At 72.4% G+C, this 23520-nt stretch carries 16 protein-coding genes and 1 pseudogene; 8 read left to right on the plus strand and 9 right to left on the minus strand.

Going from position 1 to position 23520, the window contains the following annotated elements:
• Positions 1-3: 3 nt before the first annotated feature.
• The 4 genes and pseudogenes from OG430_RS39725 to OG430_RS39740 all read right to left on the minus strand — a co-directional run.
• Positions 4-3384: a protein kinase domain-containing protein gene (locus tag OG430_RS39725; RefSeq protein WP_327357513.1), complete on the minus strand. Its 3381-nt coding sequence runs from the start codon at positions 3382-3384 to the stop codon at positions 4-6.
• A gap of 91 nt (positions 3385-3475) precedes the next feature.
• Complete coding sequence (locus OG430_RS39730; protein WP_327357514.1) at positions 3476-4840, minus strand: protein kinase domain-containing protein; 1365 nt, start codon at positions 4838-4840, stop codon at positions 3476-3478.
• 17 nt (positions 4841-4857) lie between these two features.
• Entirely contained in the window at positions 4858-7329 is a 2472-nt protein-coding gene (locus OG430_RS39735; RefSeq protein WP_327357515.1) for an ATP-dependent Clp protease ATP-binding subunit, read from the minus strand.
• Positions 7330-7504: 175 nt separating this feature from the next.
• Positions 7505-7585, minus strand: a pseudogene (locus tag OG430_RS39740) (TetR/AcrR family transcriptional regulator); the annotation flags it as partial.
• Between the two features lie 146 nt (positions 7586-7731).
• Here OG430_RS39740 and OG430_RS39745 point away from each other — a divergent pair.
• The 3 genes from OG430_RS39745 (at position 7732) to OG430_RS39755 (ending at position 11822) form a co-directional block, all read left to right on the plus strand.
• A complete protein-coding gene (locus tag OG430_RS39745) occupies positions 7732-9159 on the plus strand; it encodes a DEAD/DEAH box helicase (RefSeq protein WP_327357516.1) in 1428 nt (475 codons plus the stop codon).
• Positions 9160-9328: 169 nt separating this feature from the next.
• Positions 9329-10777 (plus strand): GuaB1 family IMP dehydrogenase-related protein, encoded by a 1449-nt coding sequence (locus tag OG430_RS39750; RefSeq protein WP_442816764.1) that lies wholly within the window; start codon positions 9329-9331, stop codon positions 10775-10777.
• A gap of 142 nt (positions 10778-10919) precedes the next feature.
• Positions 10920-11822 (plus strand): IclR family transcriptional regulator domain-containing protein, encoded by a 903-nt coding sequence (locus tag OG430_RS39755; RefSeq protein WP_327357517.1) that lies wholly within the window; start codon positions 10920-10922, stop codon positions 11820-11822.
• A 97-nt stretch (positions 11823-11919) separates the two neighbouring features.
• Here the strand turns inward: OG430_RS39755 and OG430_RS39760 are convergent, their stop codons facing one another.
• On the minus strand, positions 11920-13305 hold the full coding sequence (locus OG430_RS39760; protein WP_327357518.1) for an MFS transporter: 1386 nt from the start codon (positions 13303-13305) through the stop codon (positions 11920-11922).
• Positions 13306-13663: 358 nt separating this feature from the next.
• Here OG430_RS39760 and OG430_RS39765 point away from each other — a divergent pair, with 358 nt between their 5' ends.
• A complete protein-coding gene (locus OG430_RS39765; protein WP_327357519.1) occupies positions 13664-14515 on the plus strand; it encodes a helix-turn-helix domain-containing protein in 852 nt (283 codons plus the stop codon).
• Positions 14516-14580: 65 nt separating this feature from the next.
• On the opposite strand, the gene OG430_RS39770 is transcribed toward OG430_RS39765, so the two are convergent.
• From OG430_RS39770 to OG430_RS39780, 3 genes are read right to left on the minus strand one after another with little or no spacing between them, the layout of a single operon-like run.
• On the minus strand, positions 14581-15801 hold the full coding sequence (locus OG430_RS39770) for a GDSL-type esterase/lipase family protein (protein WP_327357520.1): 1221 nt from the start codon (positions 15799-15801) through the stop codon (positions 14581-14583).
• A complete protein-coding gene (locus OG430_RS39775) occupies positions 15798-16601 on the minus strand; it encodes an SDR family NAD(P)-dependent oxidoreductase (protein ID WP_327357521.1) in 804 nt (267 codons plus the stop codon). The genes OG430_RS39770 and OG430_RS39775 overlap by 4 nt, the downstream gene beginning before the upstream one ends.
• Positions 16598-17710 (minus strand): LLM class flavin-dependent oxidoreductase, encoded by a 1113-nt coding sequence (locus OG430_RS39780; protein WP_327357522.1) that lies wholly within the window; start codon positions 17708-17710, stop codon positions 16598-16600. Before OG430_RS39780 ends, OG430_RS39775 begins: the two co-directional genes overlap by 4 nt.
• Before the next feature lie 344 nt (positions 17711-18054).
• Between OG430_RS39780 and OG430_RS39785 the strand changes: the two genes are divergently transcribed.
• Complete coding sequence (locus tag OG430_RS39785) at positions 18055-19533, plus strand: amino acid permease (RefSeq protein WP_327357523.1); 1479 nt, start codon at positions 18055-18057, stop codon at positions 19531-19533.
• A gap of 23 nt (positions 19534-19556) precedes the next feature.
• Positions 19557-20009: an Lrp/AsnC family transcriptional regulator gene (locus OG430_RS39790; protein WP_327357524.1), complete on the plus strand. Its 453-nt coding sequence runs from the start codon at positions 19557-19559 to the stop codon at positions 20007-20009.
• Positions 20010-20043: 34 nt separating this feature from the next.
• On the opposite strand, the gene OG430_RS39795 is transcribed toward OG430_RS39790, so the two are convergent.
• The gene (locus OG430_RS39795; RefSeq protein ID WP_327357525.1) at positions 20044-20649 is read right to left on the minus strand and encodes a Repetin; all 606 of its coding nucleotides are present in this window, start codon (positions 20647-20649) and stop codon (positions 20044-20046) included.
• Positions 20650-20963: 314 nt separating this feature from the next.
• On the opposite strand from OG430_RS39795, the gene OG430_RS39800 reads away from it, so the two are divergent.
• On the plus strand, positions 20964-21764 hold the full coding sequence (locus OG430_RS39800; RefSeq protein ID WP_327357526.1) for a carbon-nitrogen hydrolase family protein: 801 nt from the start codon (positions 20964-20966) through the stop codon (positions 21762-21764).
• A gap of 56 nt (positions 21765-21820) precedes the next feature.
• Entirely contained in the window at positions 21821-23515 is a 1695-nt protein-coding gene (locus OG430_RS39805) for a flavin monoamine oxidase family protein (RefSeq protein ID WP_327357527.1), read from the plus strand.
• The last annotated feature ends 5 nt before the right edge of the window (positions 23516-23520 follow it).

The following is a 23520-nucleotide window of genomic DNA, read 5'->3' on the forward strand; positions in this document are numbered from 1 at the left end:
GCCTCAGCGGGGGTCGTCGTCGAGCGCGAGCTCCCAGTCGAGCTCCCACACCCGTACGGTGCCGTCGAAGTCCCCGGCGAGCACATACCGTCCGTCGGGCGTCGGGACGACGCCCGAGAGGCCCTGGCCGCCCTTCTGGTCGAGGTGCAGCGCACTCCGCCCGGTGGTGACGTCCCACAGCTCGACGGCGCCCGACTTGTCGCACACCGCGAAGCGGCCGTCCGCGGTGAGCCGGGCGCCCAAGGACGTGTAGCTCTCGAAGACCTGGAGGCAGCTGCCGGTCGCGGTGTCCCACAGGCGGACGGCGCGCTCACGGTGGTCGCCGCCGGACAGGACGTGGCGGCCGTCCGGGCTCAGCCACACCGACATCACCGCGCGCGTGTGCCCGGTCAAGGTGCGCAGGCACTGACCGCTGTCGAGGTCCCAGAGCATGACCGTCCTGTCGTCCCCGCCGGTGGCGGCGAGGCGGCCGTCGGCGGAGGTCCACACCGCGTTGATCGAGAGGTCGAAGCCCTCCAAGGAGCTGACCTGACGGTCCTCGTCCAGGTCCCACAGCCGCAGCCGGCGTCCCTGGCCGCCGATCAGGGCGCGGCGGCCGTCCGGGAGGAGGCGGACCGAGGAGCCGTACGCTCCCTCGTCGAGCACCCGCAGGCAGGTGGCGGTGGCGACGTCCCACAGGCGGGCCGTGCGGTCACGGCCCAGGGACAGCAGGCGCCGGCCGTCCGGGCTCAGGCTGATCTCCTCCACGAGGTGGTCGTGGCCCTCCAGCACGCCGGTGCAGCGCCCGCTTTCGACGTCCCAGAGCCGTACCGTGCGGTCGGCGCTCGCGGACGCGGCGAGCCGGCCGTCGGACGACAGGTCGAGGCGGGTGACGTAGGCGGTGTGCCCGGTCAGTTCGCGGGCGAGCCAGCCCGAGCGCAGCCCCACCCGGGTGGTCCGCAGGTCCAGGCGCCGCCAGGAAGCCAGGACTTGGGGCGAACGCTCATGGCCGGGCAGCGCGCGGGCCCGGCCCAGCAGGTCGAGGGCCTGCGCCACCTCGCCGTCCGCCAGGGCCTGTTCGGCCTCGGCGACCAGGGTGTCCACCTGCCGGCCGAGCACGTTCAGCTCGGTCGGCGGGAGCGGTCGGCTGAGCTGGGGCGGTGCCACGTAGCGGCCGGGCAGCTCCCAGCCCCGGACCGTGTTGTCCTGCGCGGCGGAGATGCCGTGGCGCCCGTCGGGCGAGAGCCACACCGCGCTCACCGGCCCACGATGCCCCCGGAAGGTGCGCACGCAGCGGCCCGTGGTCAGGTCCCAGAAGCGGACGGTGAAGTCCTGCCCGCCGACCAGGGCGTAGCGGCCGTCCGCGCTCATCGCCAGCGAGTCGGCCCCGTGGAAGGCGCCGTTGAGCGTGCGCAGGCACCGGCCGGACTCCAGGTCCCACAGCTGGATCGAGCGGCTGTGCCCGCTGAGCGCGCGGCGGCCGTCGGTGCTGAAGCACAGGGACCAGGTGAACTCCCGTGCCCCACCGCTCAGTTGGCGTGACGTGCCGGCGGCCAGGTCCACCAGTTGCAGGGTGCCCATGGTTCCGCCGGCCAGGGCGTGGCGGCCGTCCGGGCTCACTTCGAGCGCGGACACCGGCTCATCGGTACGTCCCGACGAGTTGGTGGCCTTCAGCGTGGCCCCGCCCGGGTGCAGTCCCACCACGTCTCCCGTGGCCGTCCCGCCCAGCACGGCCCGTCCGCCGGGCGTCAGGCGCACCGGTGACAGCTCGACCCCGCCGCGCGGTGTGGGGGCGACCTCGAACTCGTGCAGCGCGGTGCCGTCGGCCAGGTCCCAGAAGCGCAGGGCATGGTCGAGCCCCATGGACACGGCGACCCGCCCGTCCCGGCTCAGGTCCACCGAGCGCACCGGCTTCTCGTGCGCCTGGATCGTGCGCAGGCACCTCCCGGTCGCCACGTCCCACAGTCGTACGGTGCCGTCCCAGCTGCCGGAGAGCACCGAGGCGCCGTCCGCGCCGATGCGCAGGTGGATCGCCTTGCTGAGCCGGTCCCGGTCCGTCATGCGCGAGGACGGGTACGTCTGCCAGGGAGTCTCCCGGCTGCCGAGAATCCGGGCGTCGCCCGCCCGGTCCGCCCGGTCCGCCCGAGCTGTGGCCAGTGCCCGCTCGATGTCAGGGTCGCCGGGCCGCTCCCGCCCGGCCTCGTCGAGGAGCGCGCGAGCCGCGTCCAGGTCGCCGCGCTCCAGGTGGACCTGAGCCAGCAGGTGGCGGGCGGACACCGTGTCGCGGGCGGAGGCCTGTGCCGCCTCCAGGGCGGCGGTCAGCTGCTCGTCGACGAGTTCGCCGCGCCGCCAGCGCAGCAGCCCCGCGTTGTACGCGGTCGCCGGATGGTGCGGATCGGCGGCCGAGGCCCGCGCGAACGCGGCCTCGGCCTCCTCCGTCCGGCCCAGGTCCAGCAGGGACAGGGCCCGGTTGTTGAGCTCGTCGGCGCGCAGCTCGGCGGCGGCCGGGGCTTGTCGTGGATAGGGGGTGCCGGTCAACTGCCCGTACAGCTCGGCGAGTTCGGTGGCGAGCTCCGTCATCGAGCCCGGCCGGTCGGCCGGGTCCACGGCCAGACAGCGGGCCAGCAGGTCGGCGACGGGCCCGGGCAGCGGCACCGCGCACTCGCCGTCCTCGCGCAGGCCGGCAAGTGCCTCCCCGGCGATCGACCCCGCGGCCCAGGTGATCTCGCCGACGAACATCTCCAGGACGGACACGGCGAGACTGTAGAGGTCGCTGCGCCGCCCCACCGGCCGCCCCATCGCCTGCTCCGGCGACGCATAGGCCGGGGTCAGGCCGCCGTTCGTCACCAACAGGCTTGCCCCGGAAGGCCCTTGGGGCAGCGTCACACCGGGCAGGCCCGCGCCGGCCCGGGCCAGGCCGAAGTCGGTGACCTTGGCGATGCCGTCACCGACCAGGATGTTGGCGGGCTTCACGTCCTGGTGCACCAGGCCCATGCGGTGCGCGTGTTCCAGCCCGCGTGCCGACTGCACCGCGAGGTCGAGGATGCGGGCCAGGGCCGGGCGCGGTCCGCCCTCGTACAGCCGTCGGTCCACGATCCGGTCGCGCAGGCTGCCCCCGTCGACGTACTCCGCGAAGACCCGTGGCACGTCGTCCATCGTGCGGACGTAGAAGCAGCCGCAGATGTGCGGATGCAGCCCGAGCGACACCCACGCCTCGGCCTCGGCGACGAACCGCGCCCGCCCGGCCGCGTCCTGGAAGACGTCGGCGCGCGGGCTCTTGACCGCCAGGTCGGTGTCCCACTCCAGGTGCCGGACCCGATGGACCAGGCCCATGGCGCCCTGCTCGTGCACCTTGGTGACCCGGTACCGGCCGTCGATCACCTCACCGATCTGCCAGTCGGCCACGGCCCAACTCCCTTTCCGATACGTGCTGTACGTAAGTGTCGGTGTGTCCGGTACGCCACGTCTGGTGCGTCCGGCACGTGACCCGCCTCGGTCAGTCCGCGTACGGCAGCAGTGCGCGGCGCAGCTCGCCCGCGCTCTCGAAGCCGATCGCGGGCTGCTCGGTCAGCGCCCGGTCGACGACGTCGGCCAGCTCGCGCCCGATGCCCGGCTCGCGTCGGCGGATCGGCACCGGCGGCGACTGCAGGACGACCTGCCACGGGTCCTTGCTGCGCGGGAAGTCGCGCGGAGTGTGGCCGGTCAGCGCGTGGTAGAGACAGGCCGCGAGGGCCCACACGTCCACGGCGGGCGGGGCCTTCTTGAAGTTGACGACTTGCAGGCGGGGCATGAAGTGCGGCTTGCCCGCGGTCGATCCGGTGCGGGTCAGCCCGCTGAGACCGGCCTGGTCGAAGGCCTTGGCGATGCCGAAGTCGGCGACCTTGGCCGTCGTGGAGCCGTCGGGGTCGTCCTGCAGCAGGATGTTGGAGGGGGTCAGATCGCGGTGCACCACGCTCTGGCCGTGGGCGTGTTCCAGGCCTTCGAGGACCTGTACGGCGATCCGGACGGCCTCGCCCTCGGCCAGCCGGCCGCGCCTGCGCTGCAGCAGGCGGTCCAGGCTGCCGCCGGTGCAGTACTCGGTGGTGAAGTAGAAGGTGCCGTCGGCGAATCCGGAGTCGTACAGAGTGGCGATGTTCGGGTGCCGCAGTGCCCCGGTGAGCTCGGCCTCGCGCAGGAAGCGGGCCCGTGCGTCGGCGTTGGCCGCGACCTTCGGCAGCATCACCTTCAACGCGACCTGCCGGCCGCTCGATCCGTCCCGGGCCAGATAGACCGCGCCCATCCCGCCCCGGCCGAGCTCCCTCAGCACCTCGTAGCCGGCTATCGGGGCCAGCTCGGGGCGGCGCCCGCTGCGAGCCAGGTCGAGCAGCAGCCGGGCCACGGCGTCCGGCTCCGACCGGCAGTCGGCGCACAGGAATTCACCGGTCCGGCCGGTCATCTCGGGGCCCACCTCGCGCCCGCACTTCGCGCAGTGGGCGAGCGTCAGCGTGCGGGGCGCCCGGATGCCGACCCGCAACACCGTGTCCCCGAGCCGGATCTCGTCGCCGTCGGCCAGATCGTGCTCGGGGTACTGGACGGCGGCGCCCTCCTCGGGCGTCTGGCCCTTCTCGCGCTGGCCGATCTTCCTGCCGTTGACGAACGTGCCGTTCATGCTGCCGAAGTCGCGGATGCGGATGTCCGGCGGGTTGATGTCGAGCAGACAGTGGTGGCGCGAGACCGTGTCGTGGTGCTCGTCGTTGGGCAGGCGCGGCGAGCAGTCCTTGCTGCGGCCGAGGACACAGGTGGTGCGCTCGTCGAACACGTACTGCGCCGGGTCGAGCCGCCCCTTGACGAGGGACAGGGTGACGGTGGCCTGGGGCGTCATGGTGCGGTGGCTGCCTTTCACGGCTGGGGTCGGATGGCACTGACGGCGTCGGATCCGGAGAAGTCGAGGGCGCCGTCCATCGCATCGACCCGCACCGTCGTGCCGTCGGCGAACCGCCCGGCGAGCAGGGCGCGCCCCAGTGGCCGGACGAGCTGCTGCTCGACCGCCTGCTCCAGCGCACGGACGCCCGAGCGGGCCCCGACGGCGCCGCTGAGGAGCAGGTCGTACGCGGCCTCGGTGGGCTCCAGCGAGAGGGCGCGGTCCACGAGGCGGGCCCGTACCCCGTCGAGCAGCTTGTCGAGGATGCGGCGCAGTGCCGCCCCGTCCAGCGGCTCGAAGACGACGATCTGCCCGATGCGGCCCAGGAGTTCGGGCCGCAGCTCCCGGGCCAGCGCGGCGTGGATCCGGTCGGCGGCGTTCGAGGGGTCGGAGGCGCTGGGGGAGCCGGCCCGGTCCGGTGGGGCGAAGCCGAGGGGGGCCGGCCGCCCGGCGGGCTCCGGGGCCTGCCGCGCCCCGAGGTTGGACGTGAGGATGACGACCGACTCGGTGAAGGAGACGCGCCGGCCCCGGGAGTCGGTCAACTGCCCCTCGTCGAAGATCTGCAGAAAGAGGTCCAGGACCTCCGGATGCGCCTTCTCCACCTCGTCGAAGAGCACCACGCTGTGCGGATGGTCCCGCAGCGGCCCGCTGAGCTGACCCTCGCGGTCGTGCCCGAGGTAGCCGGGCGGCGCGCCGAGCAGCCGGGACAGCGAGTGGCGTTCCTTGTACTCGGACATGTCGATACGGATCAGCCGTCGCTCGTCGTCGAAGAGGAACTCCGCGAGCGCCTTGGCCAGTTCGGTCTTTCCGGTGCCGGTCGGCCCGGCGAACAGGAACACCCCGACGGGCCGGCGCGGGTCGCCGAGCCCGCTCCGCGCGGTGCGCACCGCGTCGGCGACGACCTCCACGGCGTGGTCCTGGCCGATGACCCGCTGCCGCAGCCGCTCCTCCATGCCGAGCAGTCGCTGTGCCTCGCCCGCCGCGATCCGCTCGATCGGCAGCCGGGCCCGGGCGGCGACGGCCGCGGCGATGTCGGAGTGCCGCACCCGGACGGCGGCGCGCAGCACCGGGCCGGGGCTGAGCGTCGCGATGCGGGCTGCCGCGCACGCCTGGTCGAGCATGTCGATCGCCTTGTCGGGCAGCCGGAGTTCGGGCAGATGCCGTACGGCCAGATCGACGGCCGCGGCCGGCACGTCCGCGTCGATCTCCACTCCGTGGTGTGCGGCCATCGCCTCGCGCAGCCGCTCCAGGATCGCCACCGCCTCGTCCCGGGACGGCTCGTCGACCCAGATCACCTCGAAGCGGCGCTGCAGGGCCGGGTCCGACTCGATGTCGCGTCGGTACTCGCCCGGTGTCGTCGCCCCGATGCATCTCAAGTCGCCCCGGGCCAGGGCGGGTTTGAGGATGTTCGCGGCGTCACTGGCGCCCTTGCCGCCGGCGCCGAGCACGGTGTGCAGCTCGTCGATGAACACGATCAGCTCCGGCGCCCGGCGTGCCTCGGCGAGCACCTCCTCCAGGCGCTCCTCGAACTCTCCCCGGTACTTCGCCCCGGCGAGCAGTGCCGCCATGGACAGCTCCACCACCCGGGCCCCGGCCAGCTCGGCGGGTGCCCCCGGCTCGGTCAGACGCGCGGCCAGGCCCTCCACGATGTTGGTCTTGCCGACTCCGGCGTGCCCGACGAGGACCGCGTTGGCCTTGCGGCGGCGGACCAGGACGCGGGCCAGGGTGCGCAACTCCTCGCGGCGGCCGACCAGTTCGGGCAGCTTGCCGGCGCGGGCGAGCCGGGTCAGGTCGCGGCCGTACTTGTCGAGGGCGGGGGTCGGTAGCGGCTCCGGACCGGGTGGGGCGGCGGGCTGCCGTGGGGCCGGGCCCGGCTCCGAGGGGGGTGCTTCGTGGTGACGTACGCCCGATGCGTGGGGGCGTACGCCCGGATCCGGACGCTCCTTCTGAGGAGGAGCGGAGGGGAAGAACGCGGCGCCGGGATCCTCGACGCCCAGCTCGCGCAGCACCTGTGCCGCCGTGGGAAGCGGCAGTTCGAGGATCGCGCGCAGCAGATCGACCGCCCCCGTCGGACCGTTCGCGGCCAGCTCCTCGGCCCGGGTGAACGCCCGCCGCGCCGCCCGGCTCCGCTGCGGCACGGCGGCCGGGGCGGGTGCGGCCGGCGTGCCGTCGGCCGCGAGGGCGGCGCGCAGCCGGCGGCGGAAGACCACCGGGTCCACCTTGGCCAGGGCGAAGCGGCGCCGCAGGGCCTTGACGTTCGCCCGGACCGCGTCGCGGCGCGTCGGGCTCAGGCTGCTGGTGCCGAGCACCTCGGCGAGGTCGTCGCGGCACAGCTTGGCCAGGCCGAGCAGCAGGTGTTCGGGCTCGACCCGGTCCGCACGCCCGGCGCGTGCCTCGAGCCGGGCCAGGCCCAGGGCGAGCGCCACGCTGTCGGTGTACGGCTTCCTCACGTGCGCCCCCGCTCCCCGCTGCCGCCCCGATCGCTGTGGCGTCCAGTGTGCCGCCGGTGAAGCGGAAATGGATCAACTCTCCGGAAGAATTCGCCACTTGTGCGCGGGCGCGTCACCGGCCTCGACGCGGGGCGCCGCAGCCACGCGACGACGGCCGCGAACCTCGCCGCCTCGGCCTCGTGTACAGGGCGGCCGCGAGCCCGTCGAAGCTGCCGAAGTGGTGGCACAGGCTGCCCGGGCTGACGCCGCTCGCTGCAGGTGGCCTCGCCGCGCTGCTGCTCGGGGGACGGGTGAAACGGGGCCCGTGCCCGCCCCCGTGTTAGCCTCACACGTTTGCACGGTCGTGATTGCTGGGGATTCCGCACGTCCGGTTCGCTACGTTCCCCATGCGGAAGGCGCTCCATGGACAACCCCCCGGTCAACTCCCCGGTCACTTCCCCGAACCCGGTCGACTCCTTCGCCGACCTGGACCTCCCGTCCGAGGTGCTGCAGAAGCTCACCGAACTCGGCGTGACCAAGCCCTTCCCGATCCAGGCGGCCACCCTGCCCAGCGCCCTCGCGGGCCGCGACGTCCTGGGCCGCGGACGCACCGGCTCGGGCAAGACGCTCGCCTTCGGCCTCGCACTCCTGACTCGCACCGCGGGCCGGCGGGCGGAGGCCAAGCAGCCGCTCGCCCTGGTCCTGGTGCCCACCCGCGAGCTGGCCCAGCAGGTCACCGAGGCGCTCACCCCGTACGCCGAAGCCCTGCGGCTGCGGATGGCCACGGTCGTCGGCGGCATCTCGATCGGCCGGCAGGTCGCGGCGCTGCGCGACGGCGCCGAGGTCGTCGTGGCCACGCCCGGCCGGCTGCACGACCTCATCGAGCGCAAGGCCTGCAAGCTTGGCCGGGTGCGGATCACGGTCCTCGACGAGGCCGACCAGATGTGCGACATGGGCTTCCTGCCGCAGGTCACCGAGGCGCTCGACCAGGTGCACCCCGACGGCCAGCGCATGCTGTTCTCGGCCACCCTGGACCGCGACGTCGACTCCCTGGTCAGCCAGTACCTGCACGACCCGACCGTGCACGAGGTCGACCCGTCCGCGGGCGCCGTCACGACGATGGAACACCACGTCCTGGTCGTCCACGGCCCCGACCGGTACGCGGTGACCACGGAGATCGCCGCGCGCGACGGCCGCGTACTCCTTTTCCTGGACACCAAGCACTCGGTCGACCTGCTCACCAAGCATCTGCGCGCCCACGGGGTGCACGCCTCGGCCCTGCACAGCGGCAAGTCCCAGCCGCAGCGCAGCAAGACCCTCAGCCAGTTCAAGAACGGCCAGATCACCGCTCTGGTCGCGACCAATGTCGCGGCCCGCGGCCTGCACGTCGACGACCTCGACCTCGTGGTCAACGTCGACCCGCCCACCGACCCCAAGGACTATCTGCACCGCGCCGGCCGCACCGCCCGGGCCGGTGAGTCCGGCCGCGTCGTCACGCTGGTGCTGTCCGGGCAACGCCGTGAGATGACGACCGTGCTGGCCGAGGCCGGCATCGAGGCGACGACCACCAAGGTGCGTTCGGGCGAGGCGGAACTGAGCCGGATCACCGGGGCCAAGGCCCCGTCCGGCAAGCCGCTCGACAGCGCGGCCGCACCCAAGCCGAAGAACACGAACCTCCCCTTCCGCGGCCTGGGCACCAGCAAGGACGCCACCCGTGGAACCGGCGGCAGCGGTGGCGGAAGCGGCGGCACCGGCGGCAAGGGCGGCGGCAAGTCCCGCAAGTCCGGCGAGGCCCGCAAGCTCGCGGAGGCGCGCAAGGCGGCCCAGGTGCGGCGGGGCGGCGGCCGCTAGCCCTTCCTTGGAGGATCGGATGGCCCTCCCTTGGAGGATCGGACGAGCGGGCAGGGGCAACACCTGGACGATCCGTCCGGGCGGCGCAATCCCGGCGGCATGGGACAATGAAGTACGTGCGTTTCCTCGGCTGACCTGCCCGAGGGTCACCTCCGAACGACTGGATGTTCTGCACGTGCGTTTCCTCAATGACATCAAGCCGCCGTACGACCTCACGTACGACGATGTGTTCATGGTGCCGAGCCGCTCCGCCGTCGGCTCCCGGCAGGGCGTGGACCTGTCCGCCCCCGACGGGACGGGCACCACGATCCCGCTGGTCGTGGCGAACATGACCGCGATCGCCGGCCGCCGCATGGCCGAGACCGTCGCCCGTCGCGGTGGCCTCGTGGTCATCCCGCAGGACATCCCGATCGAGGTCGTCACCGAGGTCATCTCCTGGGTCAAGACCCGTCACCTGGTCCTGGACACCCCGATCATCCTGGCCCCGTCCCAGACCGTCGCCGACGCGCTGTCGCTGCTGCCCAAGCGGGCGCACGGCGCCGGTGTCGTGGTGGACGCGGACGGCAGGCCGGTCGGCGTCGTCACCGAGTCCGACCTGACCGGTGTGGACCGCTTCACCCAGCTCTCCGAGGTCATGTCGAAGGAGCTCCTGCTCATCGACGCCGACATCGACCCGCGCGAGGCGTTCAACAAGCTCGACGCCGGGCACCGCAAGGTCGCCCCCGCCGTCGACAAGGACGGCAAGCTCGTCGGCATCCTGACCCGCAAGGGCGCCCTGCGCGCGACCCTCTACACCCCGGCCGTCGACGCCGACGGCAAGCTGCGCATCGCCGCCGCTGTCGGCATCAACGGCGACGTGGCGGGCAAGGCCAAGCAGCTCCTGGACGCCGGCGCCGACACCATCGTGGTGGACACCGCGCACGGCCACCAGGAGTCGATGATCGCCGCGATCAAGGCCGTCCGCGGCCTGGACCCGCAGGTTCCGATCGTCGCGGGCAACATCGTCGCCGCCGAGGGCGTCAAGGACCTCATCGAGGCCGGCGCGGACATCATCAAGGTCGGTGTGGGCCCCGGCGCCATGTGCACCACCCGCATGATGACCGGTGTGGGCCGCCCGCAGTTCTCCGCGGTCCTGGAGTGCGCGGCCGAGGCCAAGAAGTACGGCAAGCACGTCTGGGCCGACGGCGGCGTCCGGCACCCGCGCGACGTCGCGATGGCGCTTGCGGCCGGTGCGTCGAACGTCATGATCGGTTCGTGGTTCGCCGGTACCTACGAGTCCCCGGGCGACCTGCAGCAGGACGCCAAGGGGCGCGCGTACAAGGAGTCCTTCGGCATGGCGTCCGCGCGCGCCGTCCGCAACCGGACCTCCGAGGAGTCCTCGTACGACCGTGCCCGCAAGGCGCTCTTCGAGGAGGGCATCTCCACCTCGCGGATGTACCTCGACCCGGCCCGTCCGGGCGTCGAGGATCTGGTCGACTCGATCATCGCGGGCGTCCGCTCCTCCTGCACCTACGCCGGTGCGGGCTCCCTCGCGGAGTTCGAGGAGAAGGCCGTCGTCGGCATCCAGTCGGCCGCCGGTTACGCCGAGGGCAAGCCGCTGCACGCCAGCTGGAGCTAGTGCCTGGCCGGCGATCGCTTGACGGTGGGCGTCGGCCGGCGCGTGGCGCGGGGGCTCCGCCCCCGGACCCCCGCTCCTCAAACGCCGGAGGGGCCGGGTTTATCCCTTCCACGGCCCTGATCGTCTCCGTACGATCAGGGCCGTGGTACGTCCAGCCCTCGCCGCAGGCCGCGCAGTCGCCGTGCTCGACCACTTCGCCGCGCACCCCGAACAGTCGTATTCGCTCAGCGAGTTGAGCGAGGCGCTCGACGTCAATCTCGCGTCGCTGCTGTCTGTTCTGCAGGCGCTCGTCGATGCCGGGTATCTCGTACGTCATCCACGGCGCAAGACGTACGGGCTCGGCATGTCCCTCGTCGCCGTGGGGCATGCGGCGCTGACCCGGCATCGTGTCGTCGACCGGGCGCGCGCTGAACTGCGGGCCCTCGCCGCCGAGTCGGGGATCGCGTGCGTCGTGAGCACGGTCGCCGGGGACAGCATCGTGGTCCTTGCCGTGGAGGGGCGGGCCGCGGGGCGGCCGCCCGAGGTGTGGGCGGGGCAGCGGCTGCCGCTGCTTCCGCCGCTGGGGCAGGTGTTCCTCGCCTGGTCGGGGGCGGGGTCGGGGGAGATCCGGCGGTGGCTGGACCGGACGGCGGCCGGGGTGGTGCTGCCGGAACATCTGGACGCGGCCATGGCGGCGGTACGCGGCCGGGGCTGGTCCGCGAACCGTGACACGCCCGCCCGGACCGCGCTCGGCGAGGCGCTGGCCCGGCTGTCGGACCGGCCTCGTGATTCTCAACTGCGGTCACGGGTAGCCGAGTTGGTGGCGTCCCTCGGTGAGGATTATGAGCTGCTCGCCGTCGAGCCGGGCGAGCGGTACCGGCTCGCGACCCTCTCCGCGCCCGTCTTCGACCAGCACGGGACGGTCGCCCTCGCGCTCACCGCGACCGGGCTGCCCGAGCTGACAGGGGAGCGCCTCGTCGGACTTGCGGAGCAACTCGGCGCCGTGGCGGGGGTTTTGGGTGAGGAGATCGGCGGCGGGCGGCCGCCGGTCGGGACGGCCGGGTGAGGAGCGCGCCGCCCCTGTCGGCGGGCCGGGGCGCCGAGTCCCGGTTCTGGGTACGCGAATCGCCCCTCGGTGATCACCGAGGGGCGATTCGCGTACCTCACCGCTTCGGGAGCAGCCACCGGGACAGCGCGGCCGTGACGAGCAGCAGCGCGGCCACCGTGATCAGGCCCGTCCGCAGGCCGGCCAGTGAGAAGTCGGTCCCGTCCTGGGCGATCAGCGCGCCGAAGAGGGCCACGGCCAGCGCGCCGCCCGTCTGGCGCACGGCGTTGAACACGCCGGACGCGGTTCCGGTGCGCTCGGCCGGGACGCTGTTCATGAGCAGGCCGGTCAGGGCGGGGACGAGGATCGCGCCGCCCGTGCTGAGCGGGATGAGGAGGACGAGGAGCAGCCAGATCGGGGTGGTCGCGGAGAGCGGGAGCAGGGCCAGCATCGACAGGACGAAGACCAGCTGTCCGCCGACGATCACCGGACGGTGGCCGATGCGCTCGGTCAGGCGGGGGGAGAGGAAGTTCATGGCGGTGACCAGGACGGCCATCGGCATGAACACCAGGCCGGTAGCGGTCGCGGACAGGCCGAGGAGCTGCTGGCAGTACAGGCCGAGGAGGAAGATCCCGCCGTAGAAGCAGGCGTTGACCGTGAAGCCGACCGCGAGGGAGGCGGCCACCGGGCGGGAGCGGAGCAGCTCGAGCGGCACCATCGGGGCGCGGTGCCGGGACTCCATGCGGTGGAATGCCAGGCCGGAGAGGAGCGCGACGGCGAGTGCGGTGAGCACGGGGGTGCTGGTCCAGCCCTGCGCGCCGCCCTCGATGACGGCGAAGGCGAGGCTCGCGAGAGCGAGTACGGCCGTCAGCTGTCCGCCCACGTCGAAGGGCGCGGGGCGGCGCGGGGAGCGGGGGGTTCGGCGGAGCAGGGCAAGGATCGCGAGGCCGACCGGGAGGTTGAGGAGGAAGACCGCGCGCCAGCCGTACGACTCGGTGAGCAGGCCGCCGATCACCGGGCCGATCGCGAGAGTCACCGAACCGCCCGCCGCCCACATCGCGAGGGCACGGCCGCGGGCACGCGGGTCGTCGTACGCCTGGCGGATCAGGGAGAGCGAGGCCGGCATCACGATCGCGGCGGACGCACCCTGCAGAACGCGGGCCGCGACCAGCGTCCCGATGCCGGGGGCAAGGGCGCAGAGCAGGGAGGCGAGGGTGAAGAGGGCGACGCCCCAGGCGTAGGCGCGGCGGGCGCCCGCCCGGTCGGCGAGGGCGCCGGCCGAGACCATCAGGGCGGCGAACATCAGGGTGTACGCGTCGACCACCCACTGCAGGCCGGTCATGCCGCTGTGCAGGCTCGAACCGATCGACGGGAGCGCGATGTTGACCGCGGAGACGTCGATGGTGATGACGGTGAAACCGAGGAGGGAGGCGAGGAGGGTGGGCAGTGGGCTGGCCGGGCGGACCGGGGTGGTCACCTGCGGTGGGCTGATGGTGGACGTCATGGCGGTGGGACCTCCGGGCAGTCGGCGGACGGGCAGGCGGGAGCAGGTCCGTCGCGGTGGTGTACGGCGCCGCTCCGCGCCGACGGCCTCGGTCCGGCCGTGCGGCCCGCAGTCGGCGCGGCGCCGGAACCTCCGGCACACCACGTCCTTGGACGAGCGAGGTGCAGGCGGCCCCGGTCGTCGCGGCCGCGGTCCGGCGTCGTGCGCCCCCTGGGTCCGCGGCGGCCGGGCCGCCCGCATCCGGTGACCACTGTCCGCCGCCCCCGCGAAGCGCGGCAGACCGCGGCTCACCGGGGCGCCGCGTTCCTGGGTGTGGCACGGCCCCCCAGCACAAATGCGTGTGGGGGACACTGGTCCGATGAGCAGCAGTGGCGGTGGCAGCGGCAGCGGTACGGAACTCGGCCGGTATCTACGGGCCAGGCGCGGCCTGGTCTCCCCGCAGGAGGCCGGTCTGCCCGCGGGCGGCGGCATCCGCCGCACCCCCGGCCTGCGCCGCGAGGAGCTGGCCACCATGTCGGGCGTCAGCGTCGACTACTACACGCGCCTGGAGCGCGGCCGCGAAACGAACCCCTCCCCGGCCGTCCTCGACGCCATCGCCCGCGTCCTGCGGCTGACCGGCGACGCCCACGAACGCCTCCACGAGCTCGCCGAGCTCGCCTCGGGACGCCTCACCGAACCCCGGTCCGCCGACGACCGCACGGTCCGCCCGTCCGTTCTGCGCATGCTGGACGCGGTCAGCCCGATGCCCGGGTACGTCGCCAGCCGCTACAGCTACGTCCTGGCCGCCAACCCGGCGGGCCGCGCGCTTCTCCCCGGCCTGTGGGACTGGCCGCCCGAGCAGCGCAACATCCCCCGCTATCTCTTCCTCCACCCGGTGGGCCGCACGCTCTACCAGCCCTGGGAGGAGACCGTCGCCAAGTCCGTCGCCCATCTGCGGGCCGTCAGCGGCGTCGACCCCGACGCCGCCGAGCTGACCGCCCTCGTCGGTGAACTCCTCATCAAGTCACCGGAGTTCGCCCGCATTTGGGAGCGCTACGACGTCAGTGAGCGCGAGGGGGGAACCAAGACCTTCGCGCACCCGCAGGTCGGCGGGATGACCCTGACGTACGAGGTGATGCCGCTGGCCCGCTCCGGCGGCCAGCGGCTCGTCGTCTACCAGGCCGAGCCGGGCAGCGCGGACGAGGCGGCGATGCTGAAACTGACGGGCTGAGCGACGGGCAGGGGCCGGGCGCGCGCGACCTGGATCCCCTGTCCGCCGAACGCTGGACGGGCTGATCAACCGCCGGGCGGGCCGAAGGCGCCGCGTACGGCCGAGGTGACCGCCGCGGCCATCCGTGCGTGACCGGCGTCGTCCGGGTGGACGCCGTCCGCCAGGTGCTCGGCGCCGAGGAGCGGGCCGCCGGGCAGGAGGGCCAGGTGCTTGTCGGCCGCCCTTGCGTCGTTGGTCGCCCGCTCCATGGCCTCGCGGAGGTCCGACAGCGTGGCGCCCAGCGCGTTCGGGCTGTCCTCCGCGTCCGGGCGCACGACGGGGGAGAGGACCAGGAGCGGGGTGTCCGGGTGGGATTGGCGTACGAGGGTGAGGAATGCGCGAGTCGTCTCGTACAGCAGAGGTGCCGAACAGGGCGTCCGGCTCCAGCAGTTGGTGCCGAAGGCGAGGGTGATCAGATCGCCGGGCAGCCCCGCCACCTGCTGGGCCGATGCGAGCTCGCCGCGTGCCGCGCCCGCGTACCCGAGGTTGACCGTGTCGAGCCCGAGCGCCCGCCCCGCGACGGCCGGCCAGGCCAGATGGGGCCGGGAGGCCGTCCAGCCCTCGGAGATGGAGTCGCCGTACACGAGCCAGCGGGGGCGGGCCGGTGCGGGCGACAAGGTGCCGCCGAGGGGCCGGACTTCGTACAGGACGGGGCGAAGGACCTCGGGCAGGTGAAGGGTGAACACGGCCTCGGGTCCGGCCGGGGCGACGAGACCGCCCGGGGCTGGGCTGCCCGGGACGCGGCCCCCTTGGTCAGGGCCGCCGAGGGCGCGGCCATCGGGGTCAGGGCCGCCCAGGACAGCACCACCCGGGTCCCGGCCAGCCGGACCAACCGTCCGGCCCGGCCCGCCCGGGGCCCCCGGGGCACAGGCCCCGCCGCCCGCAGGGCGCACCCCCTCCGCCGCCACCCCCAACGCATCGCCCCCAGCCGGAAGTTCGAGGCGCACCACGCGCCTCCCCGTCGGCTCCGCCCCGCACTCCGCGATCACCTCCGAGCCCCGAAGCAACGTGAAGGCGGGCGTAAGCCGGCGGTAGGCATCGGCGGGCAGCGGCTCCGAGGCGGCGTACTCGATCTCCACCGCCCGTGCCCCGCGTGCCACGAACTCCAGGCGTACCCCGGCCGGTACGGTCGCCCGCTCCCAGGTGTCGCCCGGCAGCCGGTCCCGGTCCGCCGGGTCCGCGCGCAGCACCCGGCCGTCCTGGCACCAGCCGACCCCGCGCAGCAACTCGTTCACGGAAGTGCTCATCGCGGGCCCCCGATCGTCGGATAGGGGAACTTCACGCCGACCCCGCCGTCCACGACGAGCGTCTGCCCGGTCACGTACGACGAAAGCGGTGTGGCGAGGAACAGCAGGGCCGAGGCGATGTCGGAGGTCTCGGCGACCCGCCCGAGCGGTGCGTTCTCCGCATTGCGGCGCCTGCCCTCGTCGCCGAGCAGGCCCGCCACCCGCGGCGTCCAGACCACGCCCGGTGCCACCGCGTTGACCCGCACCCCGCGCCCGCCGTACTCCACAGCCGCCGACCGGACGAGCGACACGAGCCCCGCCTTCGCCGCCCCGTACGCCGCGTGCTGCGGCGCGCCCGTCAGCCCCGACACCGATGCCACGAACGCCAGCGGGCCCCCACCGGACGCGGCCACCGCCTCGGCCCCGTACTGCACGGCGAGCCAGGCATGGCGCAGGACGATGTCGAAGTGCCAGTGCCAGGCCTCGTCGTCCAGCTCGGACAGGCCCGCGTACCGGGCCATGCCGACGATGTCGACCACGCCGTTCACGGCGCCCAACTCCCGTGCGGCGTCCGCGAAGAGGGACCGTACCGACTCTCGCCGCGTGACGTCGGTGACGTACGCCAGAGAGCCTGTCTCGGTCGCCACCGCCTCCGCGCGCTCCTTGTCGACGTCCACGCAGAGCACGCGCGCGCCCGCCGCGGTGAGCGCGTGCGCCGTCTGGCGGCCGATGCCGTTGCCGGCGCCGAGCAGGACGAAGCCGCGGCCGTCGAGGCGGGAGAGGGACGGGTAGTCGGGGACGGGGGTGTCGTCGAGGGTCATGCCGGCCGCCGAGGGGTGTACGCGGCCAGCTCGGGGATGACTTCCTTGCCCAGGATCTCGATGGTCCTGAGGATCTCCTGGTGTTCCAGATAGCCCCACTGGACGTAGCAGATCAGCTGGTCCACGCCGAGGTCCGCGTAGTGCTTGGCCTTGCGGACGATCGTCTCGGCGTCGCCGATCAGGATCATGTCCCCGTCGTTGAACTCCCGTACCGGAACGTTCCCTTCGAGGATCGGGTTCAGGAAGGGGAACGTCCGCTCACGCTCGGCGGGCGACAGGTGCGGGAGTTCCCAGTCGAGGGTGAACTGGGCGAGGTTGCTGTACCACCAGGCGACCGAGTCCCAGACGCGCAGCGAGGGCTTCTCGGCGGCGTGGACGAGGGTGTACGCGCTGACGCGGTTCGTCGCCACGTCGGTGATCGGCTCAGGGGTTCGGGCGGCTGCGCGGTACGCCGCGACCTGCTGCGCCATCTTCTCCAGCGGCTGCATGATCGAGAAGGACAGCAGCCCGAGGCCGCTCGCCCCCGCCACCTCGGCGGATCCGGCGGAGGTCGCCGCCATCCAGGCCGGCGGGTGCGGGTCCTGGACCGGCTTCGGCGTCACCATCCGGCGCGGGAACGTGAAGCGTGGCGAGGAGTACGCGAAGTACTCCTCGCGCCACATGCCCGTGACGATCTCGATCGCCTCGCGCCAGTCCGCGCGGGACTGGTCGCGGTCGACCCCGAAGGCCGTCTGTTCCATGGGAGTTGAACGGCCCGTGCCCCACTCCACCCGGCCCCCGGAGAGTACGTCCACCGCTGCCACCTTCTCGGCTATCCGCTGCGGCGGTGTGAAGCCGAAGGGGGTCAGGGTCACGCCGAAGCCGAGCCTGATCCGCTCGGTGAGCGCGGCGAGATGGCCGAGCAGCACCTCCGGCGCGGGGCAGTGCGAACGGCCCTCGCGAAAGTGGTGCTCGACCGCCCACACCGTGCGGAAGCCCACCCGGTCGGCGAGCCGGATCTGCTCCACCGCCTCGCGGTAGGCGCGCTGTTCGGCCGCGCGCTGGCCGTGCGGGTGCGGGCCGTTCCAGGGCTTGGGCACGTCGATCTCGTACAGGACGTCGAGGTCCATCCGCCGCCTCCTGATGCTCGGGTTTCGATATTTCGAAAGGTGCTCCGCATGGGCGGCGAGGAGGATGCGGCATGGTCCGTGATGTGTCAATGGTCACGTTCGTGCAGCGATCGAAAGGTGGTGCGCAACGAACTCCCGTATTTCCAAGGGGTACGCAACGATCTTGTCGCCAGACGCAAGGTTGCTGCATTACGCAAGTGAACAAGATCGCCGTAAGGTCTGGCGCTGTAACAACTCGAGACGGGGACCGCCTGCTCGGCGCCCTCGTCCGAAAGGGCCGCCGTGGTGCCCGTCTTCGCCTCCCAGCGATGACCTCGCCCCGCAGCGATGAAGGAGCCAACCGCGTGCTCGACCAAGGCGCCGCCCCGCCGAAGACCGCCCCTCGACGGCCGACCACAGTCGGTCGGCTGATGCGCCGCAAGCCCGTAGACGTGCTGGTCGCCGAGGGTGGACAGGGTGAGGGCGGGTCCCTTCGCCGCTCGCTCTCCATGTGGCAGCTGACCATGATCAGCATCGGTGCGACGCTCGGCACCGGCATCTTCGTGGTGCTCGGCGACAGCGTCCCCGAGGCCGGTCCGGCCGTGACCCTGGCCTTCGTGCTCGCCGGGCTCACCGCCCTCTTCTCGGCGCTCTCGTACGCCGAGTTGGCCGGAACCATCCCGGTCGCGGGCTCCTCGTACTCGTACGCGTACGCAACGATGGGCGAGCTCGTCGCCTGGGTCTGCGGCTGGTGCCTGGTCCTCGAGTACGGCGTGTCCGTCGCGGCCGTGGCCGTCGGCTGGGGCGAGTACCTCAACGAACTGCTCGACGGGACGATAGGCGTCACCATCCCGGAGGCGCTCTCCGCGGCGCCCGGCGAGGGCGCGGGCATCATCAACCTGCCCGGCCTGATCGTCGTGCTGCTCGCCATGGTCTTCCTGCTCGGCGGCGCCAAGGAGTCGGCGCGCGCCAACACGATCATGGTCGTGGTGAAGATGGCCGCCCTGATCCTGTTCTGCGCCATCGGCTTCATGGGCTTCAAGTCCGGCAACTACGCCGACTTCATGCCGCTCGGCATGGCGGGCGTCAGCGCCGCCGGTGCCTCGCTGTTCTTCTCCTACATCGGCTTCGACGCCGCCTCCACCGCCGGTGAGGAGGCCAAGAACCCGCAGCGCGACCTGCCGCGCGCGATCATGCTGTCGCTGATCATCGTCACCGCGCTGTACGTCCTCGTCGCGGCCGTCGCCGTCGGCGCCTGGAACTGGACGAAGTTCGAGGGCTCCAAGGCCCCGCTCGCCCAGATCATGAACGACGTCAGCGGCCAGTCCTTCTGGGGCACGCTGCTCGCCGCCGGTGCGGTCATCTCCATCGCGAGCGTCGTGCTCACCGTGCTGTACGGCCAGACGCGCGTCCTGTTCGCCATGTCCCGCGACGGTCTGGTCCCGCGGGTCTTCGGCAAGGTCAGCCCCAAGACCGGCACGCCCCGCGTGAACACCGTCATCGTGTCGCTCTTCTGCGGTGTGCTCGCCTCGGTCATCCCGCTCGGCAAGCTCGTCGACGCCACCAGCATCGGCACGCTCTTCGCCTTCGCCCTGGTCAACATCGCCGTGATCGTGCTGCGCCGGACCCGCCCGGACATGCCGCGCACCTTCCGGGTGCCGCTGGGCTGGCTCTTCCCGGTGCTCGGCTTCTGCTTCTGCGCGTACAACATGTTCAGCCTCGACTCCATCACCTGGATCGTCTTCGGTGTCTGGATGGCCGTCGGCCTCGTGTTCTACTTCGGTTACGGCATGCGCCGCTCCCGTCTGGCAGTCGCAGCTCCCGCTTCCACGGAAGCTGCCTGAAGTAGAGAAGTGAACCGCCCGCAGTGCTGAACGATCTCGACGAACGCATCGTGCACGCCCTCGCCGAGGACGCCCGCCGCTCCTACGCCGACATCGGCCAGCTGGTGGGGCTCTCCGCCCCCGCGGTGAAGCGCCGCGTCGACCGGCTGCGCGCCACCGGGGCCATCACCGGCTTCACCGTCCGGGTGGACCCGGCGGCGCTCGGCTGGGAGACCGAGGGGTTCATCGAGATCTACTGCAGGAGCAACACCTCGCCCGAGGCCATCAAGAAGGGCCTCGAGCGCTACCAGGAGGTCGCGGCCGCCTCGACCGTCACCGGTGAGGCGGACGCGATCGTCCAGGTCTTCGCCTCCGACATGCGCCACTTCGAGCGGGTGCTCGAGCGCATCGCGGGGGAGCCGTTCGTGGAGCGCACCAAGTCGGTGCTGGTGCTGTCGCCGTTGATGCGACGGTTCTCGTCGGGGGCGCCGGCCTAGTTTCGGGGCCCGGCGCGGTTTCGAGGGCCCCGGCCTAGTTGACGTCGCCAGTCGGATACTCGAGCTTCCACGGCACGACGTGGAAGTCGCCGGTGCCGCGCTTGACCTGCTCGAACGGGGCGGCGCTGTTGCACTTCGTCAGGTTCTTCGTCCCGTCGGGCCCACCGGTCTCGCTTGCGGCCCAGCTGTAGCCCAGCCGGTCGTGCTTGCCCAGGTCGTGCACGGAGAAGCCGACCCGGCCGCCCTTGGCGCCGGCCATCAGGCCCGGACTCGTCCGCTCGATGATGCCGGTCGCCGTCGCCACCTTGCCGCCGGTCACCAGGCAGTCGATGCGCCCCTCGGCCCAGCCGCCCTTGCCGCCGGGCTTGTCGAGGTGGACGAACCTGAAGGTGCCCGTCGCCTTGTCCGGGCGCATGTTGTTCTTCGCGGCCAGGTGGGCGTCGAAGGTGAAGGTCACATCCTCCGTGGTGGCCCGGTACAACTTGGCCGTCCCGGTGAGCGCGGCCGCCTCCCGTGCCTCGGTGCGGGTGCCGCCGTCCCCACCCCCGTGGGCGACGGCGGCACCCGCGGTCCCGGCGGTGATCAGCAGTGCGGCTCCGAGGGCAGCGACACGAGTACGAGTGAGAGCTGTACGACGCACGGGAATCCTCCGTGTTCGGGCCGTTCACCCGGACCTCCCGGGCGACATCACCGTCTCGCGAACAGCCCCTTCGGCACGTCGTCCCACGGACCGGTCACGGCCTCCGCCGCACGGGGGAAACGCCGTCAGCCCCAGGGCTCGGGGCCCCGCCGGACCAGGGGCGATGCCCCCGCGCAACGAATCGCCGCCCCCGCACCCCGACGCGCAATGGATCGCCCGTCCAGGCGCAACGGTCGCGCCTTGTCCCGCTGCCACGCGGGCCCGTACCGTCAAAGCGTCCCCGCACACCCCTTTCGTACCGTCGAGGTCTGCCCATGCCCCCGCTGCGCACCGCCCTGCTCCAGAGCTCCGGACGACCCGGTGACGTCGCCCGGAATCTGGAGATCCTGGACGCGGCCGCGACCCGTGCCGCCGCGGCGGGCGCCGGGGTGCTCGTCTGCCCCGAGATGTTCCTGACCGGGTACGCGATCGGCGACGACGTGCAGCGCCTCGCCGAGCCCGCCGACGGGCCGAGCGCCCGGGCCATCGGCGAGATCGCCGCCCGCCACCACGGCCTGCACGTGCTCTACGGCTACCCGGAGCGCGACGGCGAGCAGGTCTACAACTCGGCCCAGCTGATCGGCCCCGACGGCACCTCGCTCGCCAACTACCGCAAGACGCACCTCTTCGGCGGCTTCGAGCGCGAGCAGTTCACGCCCGGCGACCAGCCCGTCGTGCAGGTCGAGGTCGGCGGCCTGAGCGTCGGCATCATGATCTGCTACGACGTGGAGTTCCCGGAGAACGTACGGGCGCACGCCCTGGCCGGCACCGACCTCCTCCTGGTGCCGACCGCGCAGATGCACCCCTTCCAGTTCGTCGCCGAGGCGGTCATCCCGGTCCGGGCCTTCGAGAACCAGATGTACGTCGCGTACGTCAACCGCACCGGCCCCGAGGGCGAGTTCGAGTTCGTCGGCCTGTCCACCCTGGCCGGGCCCGACGGCATCGCGAAGGCCCGGGCCGGCCGCGACGAAGAGCTCGTCCTCGCGGACGTCGACCCGGCGTTCCTCGCCCGGTCCCGCGAGACCAACCCGTATCTGCGGGACCGCAGGCCCGGCCTGTACTCCTCCCTCGTCTGAGCCTCCCCGCTTCCTCCCCCTTCTCTTTCTGCCGTACCTGCAAGGAGTCCGCCCTCATGACGTCCACGGTGCCCACCGCCGTCCCGCACACCGACGCGCAGCCGCCGATCACCATGTTCGGTCCGGACTTCCCGTACGCGTACGACGACTTCCTGGCGAACCCGGCGGGCCTCGGTCAGATACCCGCGACCGAGCACGGCACCGAGGTCGCGGTCATCGGCGGCGGGCTCTCGGGCATCGTGGCGGCGTACGAACTGATGAAGATGGGCTTCAAGCCCGTCGTCTACGAGGCCGACCAGATCGGCGGCCGGCTGCGCACGGTCGGCTTCGACGGGTGCGACCCCGAGCTGACCGCCGAGATGGGCGCGATGCGCTTCCCGCCCTCGTCCACGGCGCTGCAGCACTACATCGACCTGGTGGGCCTGGAGACCAAGCCGTTCCCCAACCCCCTTGCGGAGTCCACCCCTTCGACGGTCGTCGACCTCAAGGGCGAGTCGCACTACGCCACCACCGTCGACGACCTGCCGCAGGTCTACCGCGACGTGATGAACGCGTGGAACGCCTGCCTGGAGGAGGGCGCCGACTTCTCCGACATGAATCGCGCCCTGCGCGAGCGCGACGTGCCGAAGATCCGGGAGATCTGGTCGAAGCTCGTCGAGAAGCTCGACAACCAGACCTTCTACGGCTTCCTCTGCGAGTCCGAGGCCTTCAAGTCCTTCAGGCACCGCGAGATATTCGGCCAGGTCGGCTTCGGCACCGGCGGCTGGGACACCGACTTCCCGAACTCCATCCTGGAGATCCTGCGCGTCGTCTACACCGAGGCGGACGACCACCACCGCGGCATCGTCGGCGGCTCCCAGCAGCTGCCGCTGCGGATGTGGGAGCGCGAGCCGCAGAAGATCGTGCACTGGGCGCTCGGCACCTCCCTGAAGTCGCTGCACGAGGGCGGCGAGCCCAAGCCCGCCGTGACCCGGCTGCACCGCACCGCCGGGAACCGCATCACCGTCACGGACGCCTCCGGCGACATCCGCACCTACCAGGCGGCGATCTTCACCGCCCAGTCCTGGATGCTGCTCTCCAAGATCGCCTGCGACGACTCGCTCTTCCCGATCGACCACTGGACGGCGATGGAGCGGACCCACTACATGGAGTCCAGCAAGCTTTTCGTCCCGGTCGACCGGCCGTTCTGGCTCGACAAGGACGAAGAGACCGGCCGCGACGTCATGTCGATGACCCTCACCGACCGTATGACGCGCGGCACTTACCTCCTGGACGACGGCCCGGACAAGCCCGCCGTCATCTGCCTCTCCTACACGTGGTGCGACGACAGCCTCAAGTGGCTGCCCCTGTCGGCGAACGAGCGTATGGAGGTCATGCTCAAGTCGCTCGGCGAGATCTACCCGAAGGTCGACATCCGCCGCCACATCATCGGCAACCCGGTCACCGTGTCCTGGGAGAACGAGCCCTACTTCATGGGCGCCTTCAAGGCCAACCTGCCGGGCCACTACCGCTACCAGCGCCGCCTGTTCACGCACTTCATGCAGGACCGCCTGCCCGAGGACAAGCGCGGGCTCTTCCTCGCGGGCGACGACATCTCCTGGACGGCCGGCTGGGCCGAGGGCGCCGTGCAGACCGCGCTGAACGCCGTGTGGGGCGTCATGCACCAGTTCGGCGGGGCGACCGACGCGGCCAACCCCGGGCCCGGCGACGTCTACGACGAGATCGCGCCGGTGGAGCTGCCCGAGGACTGACCGGT

The sequence above is a fragment of the Streptomyces sp. NBC_01304 genome (assembly GCF_035975855.1).
GTDB lineage: Bacteria > Actinomycetota > Actinomycetes > Streptomycetales > Streptomycetaceae > Streptomyces.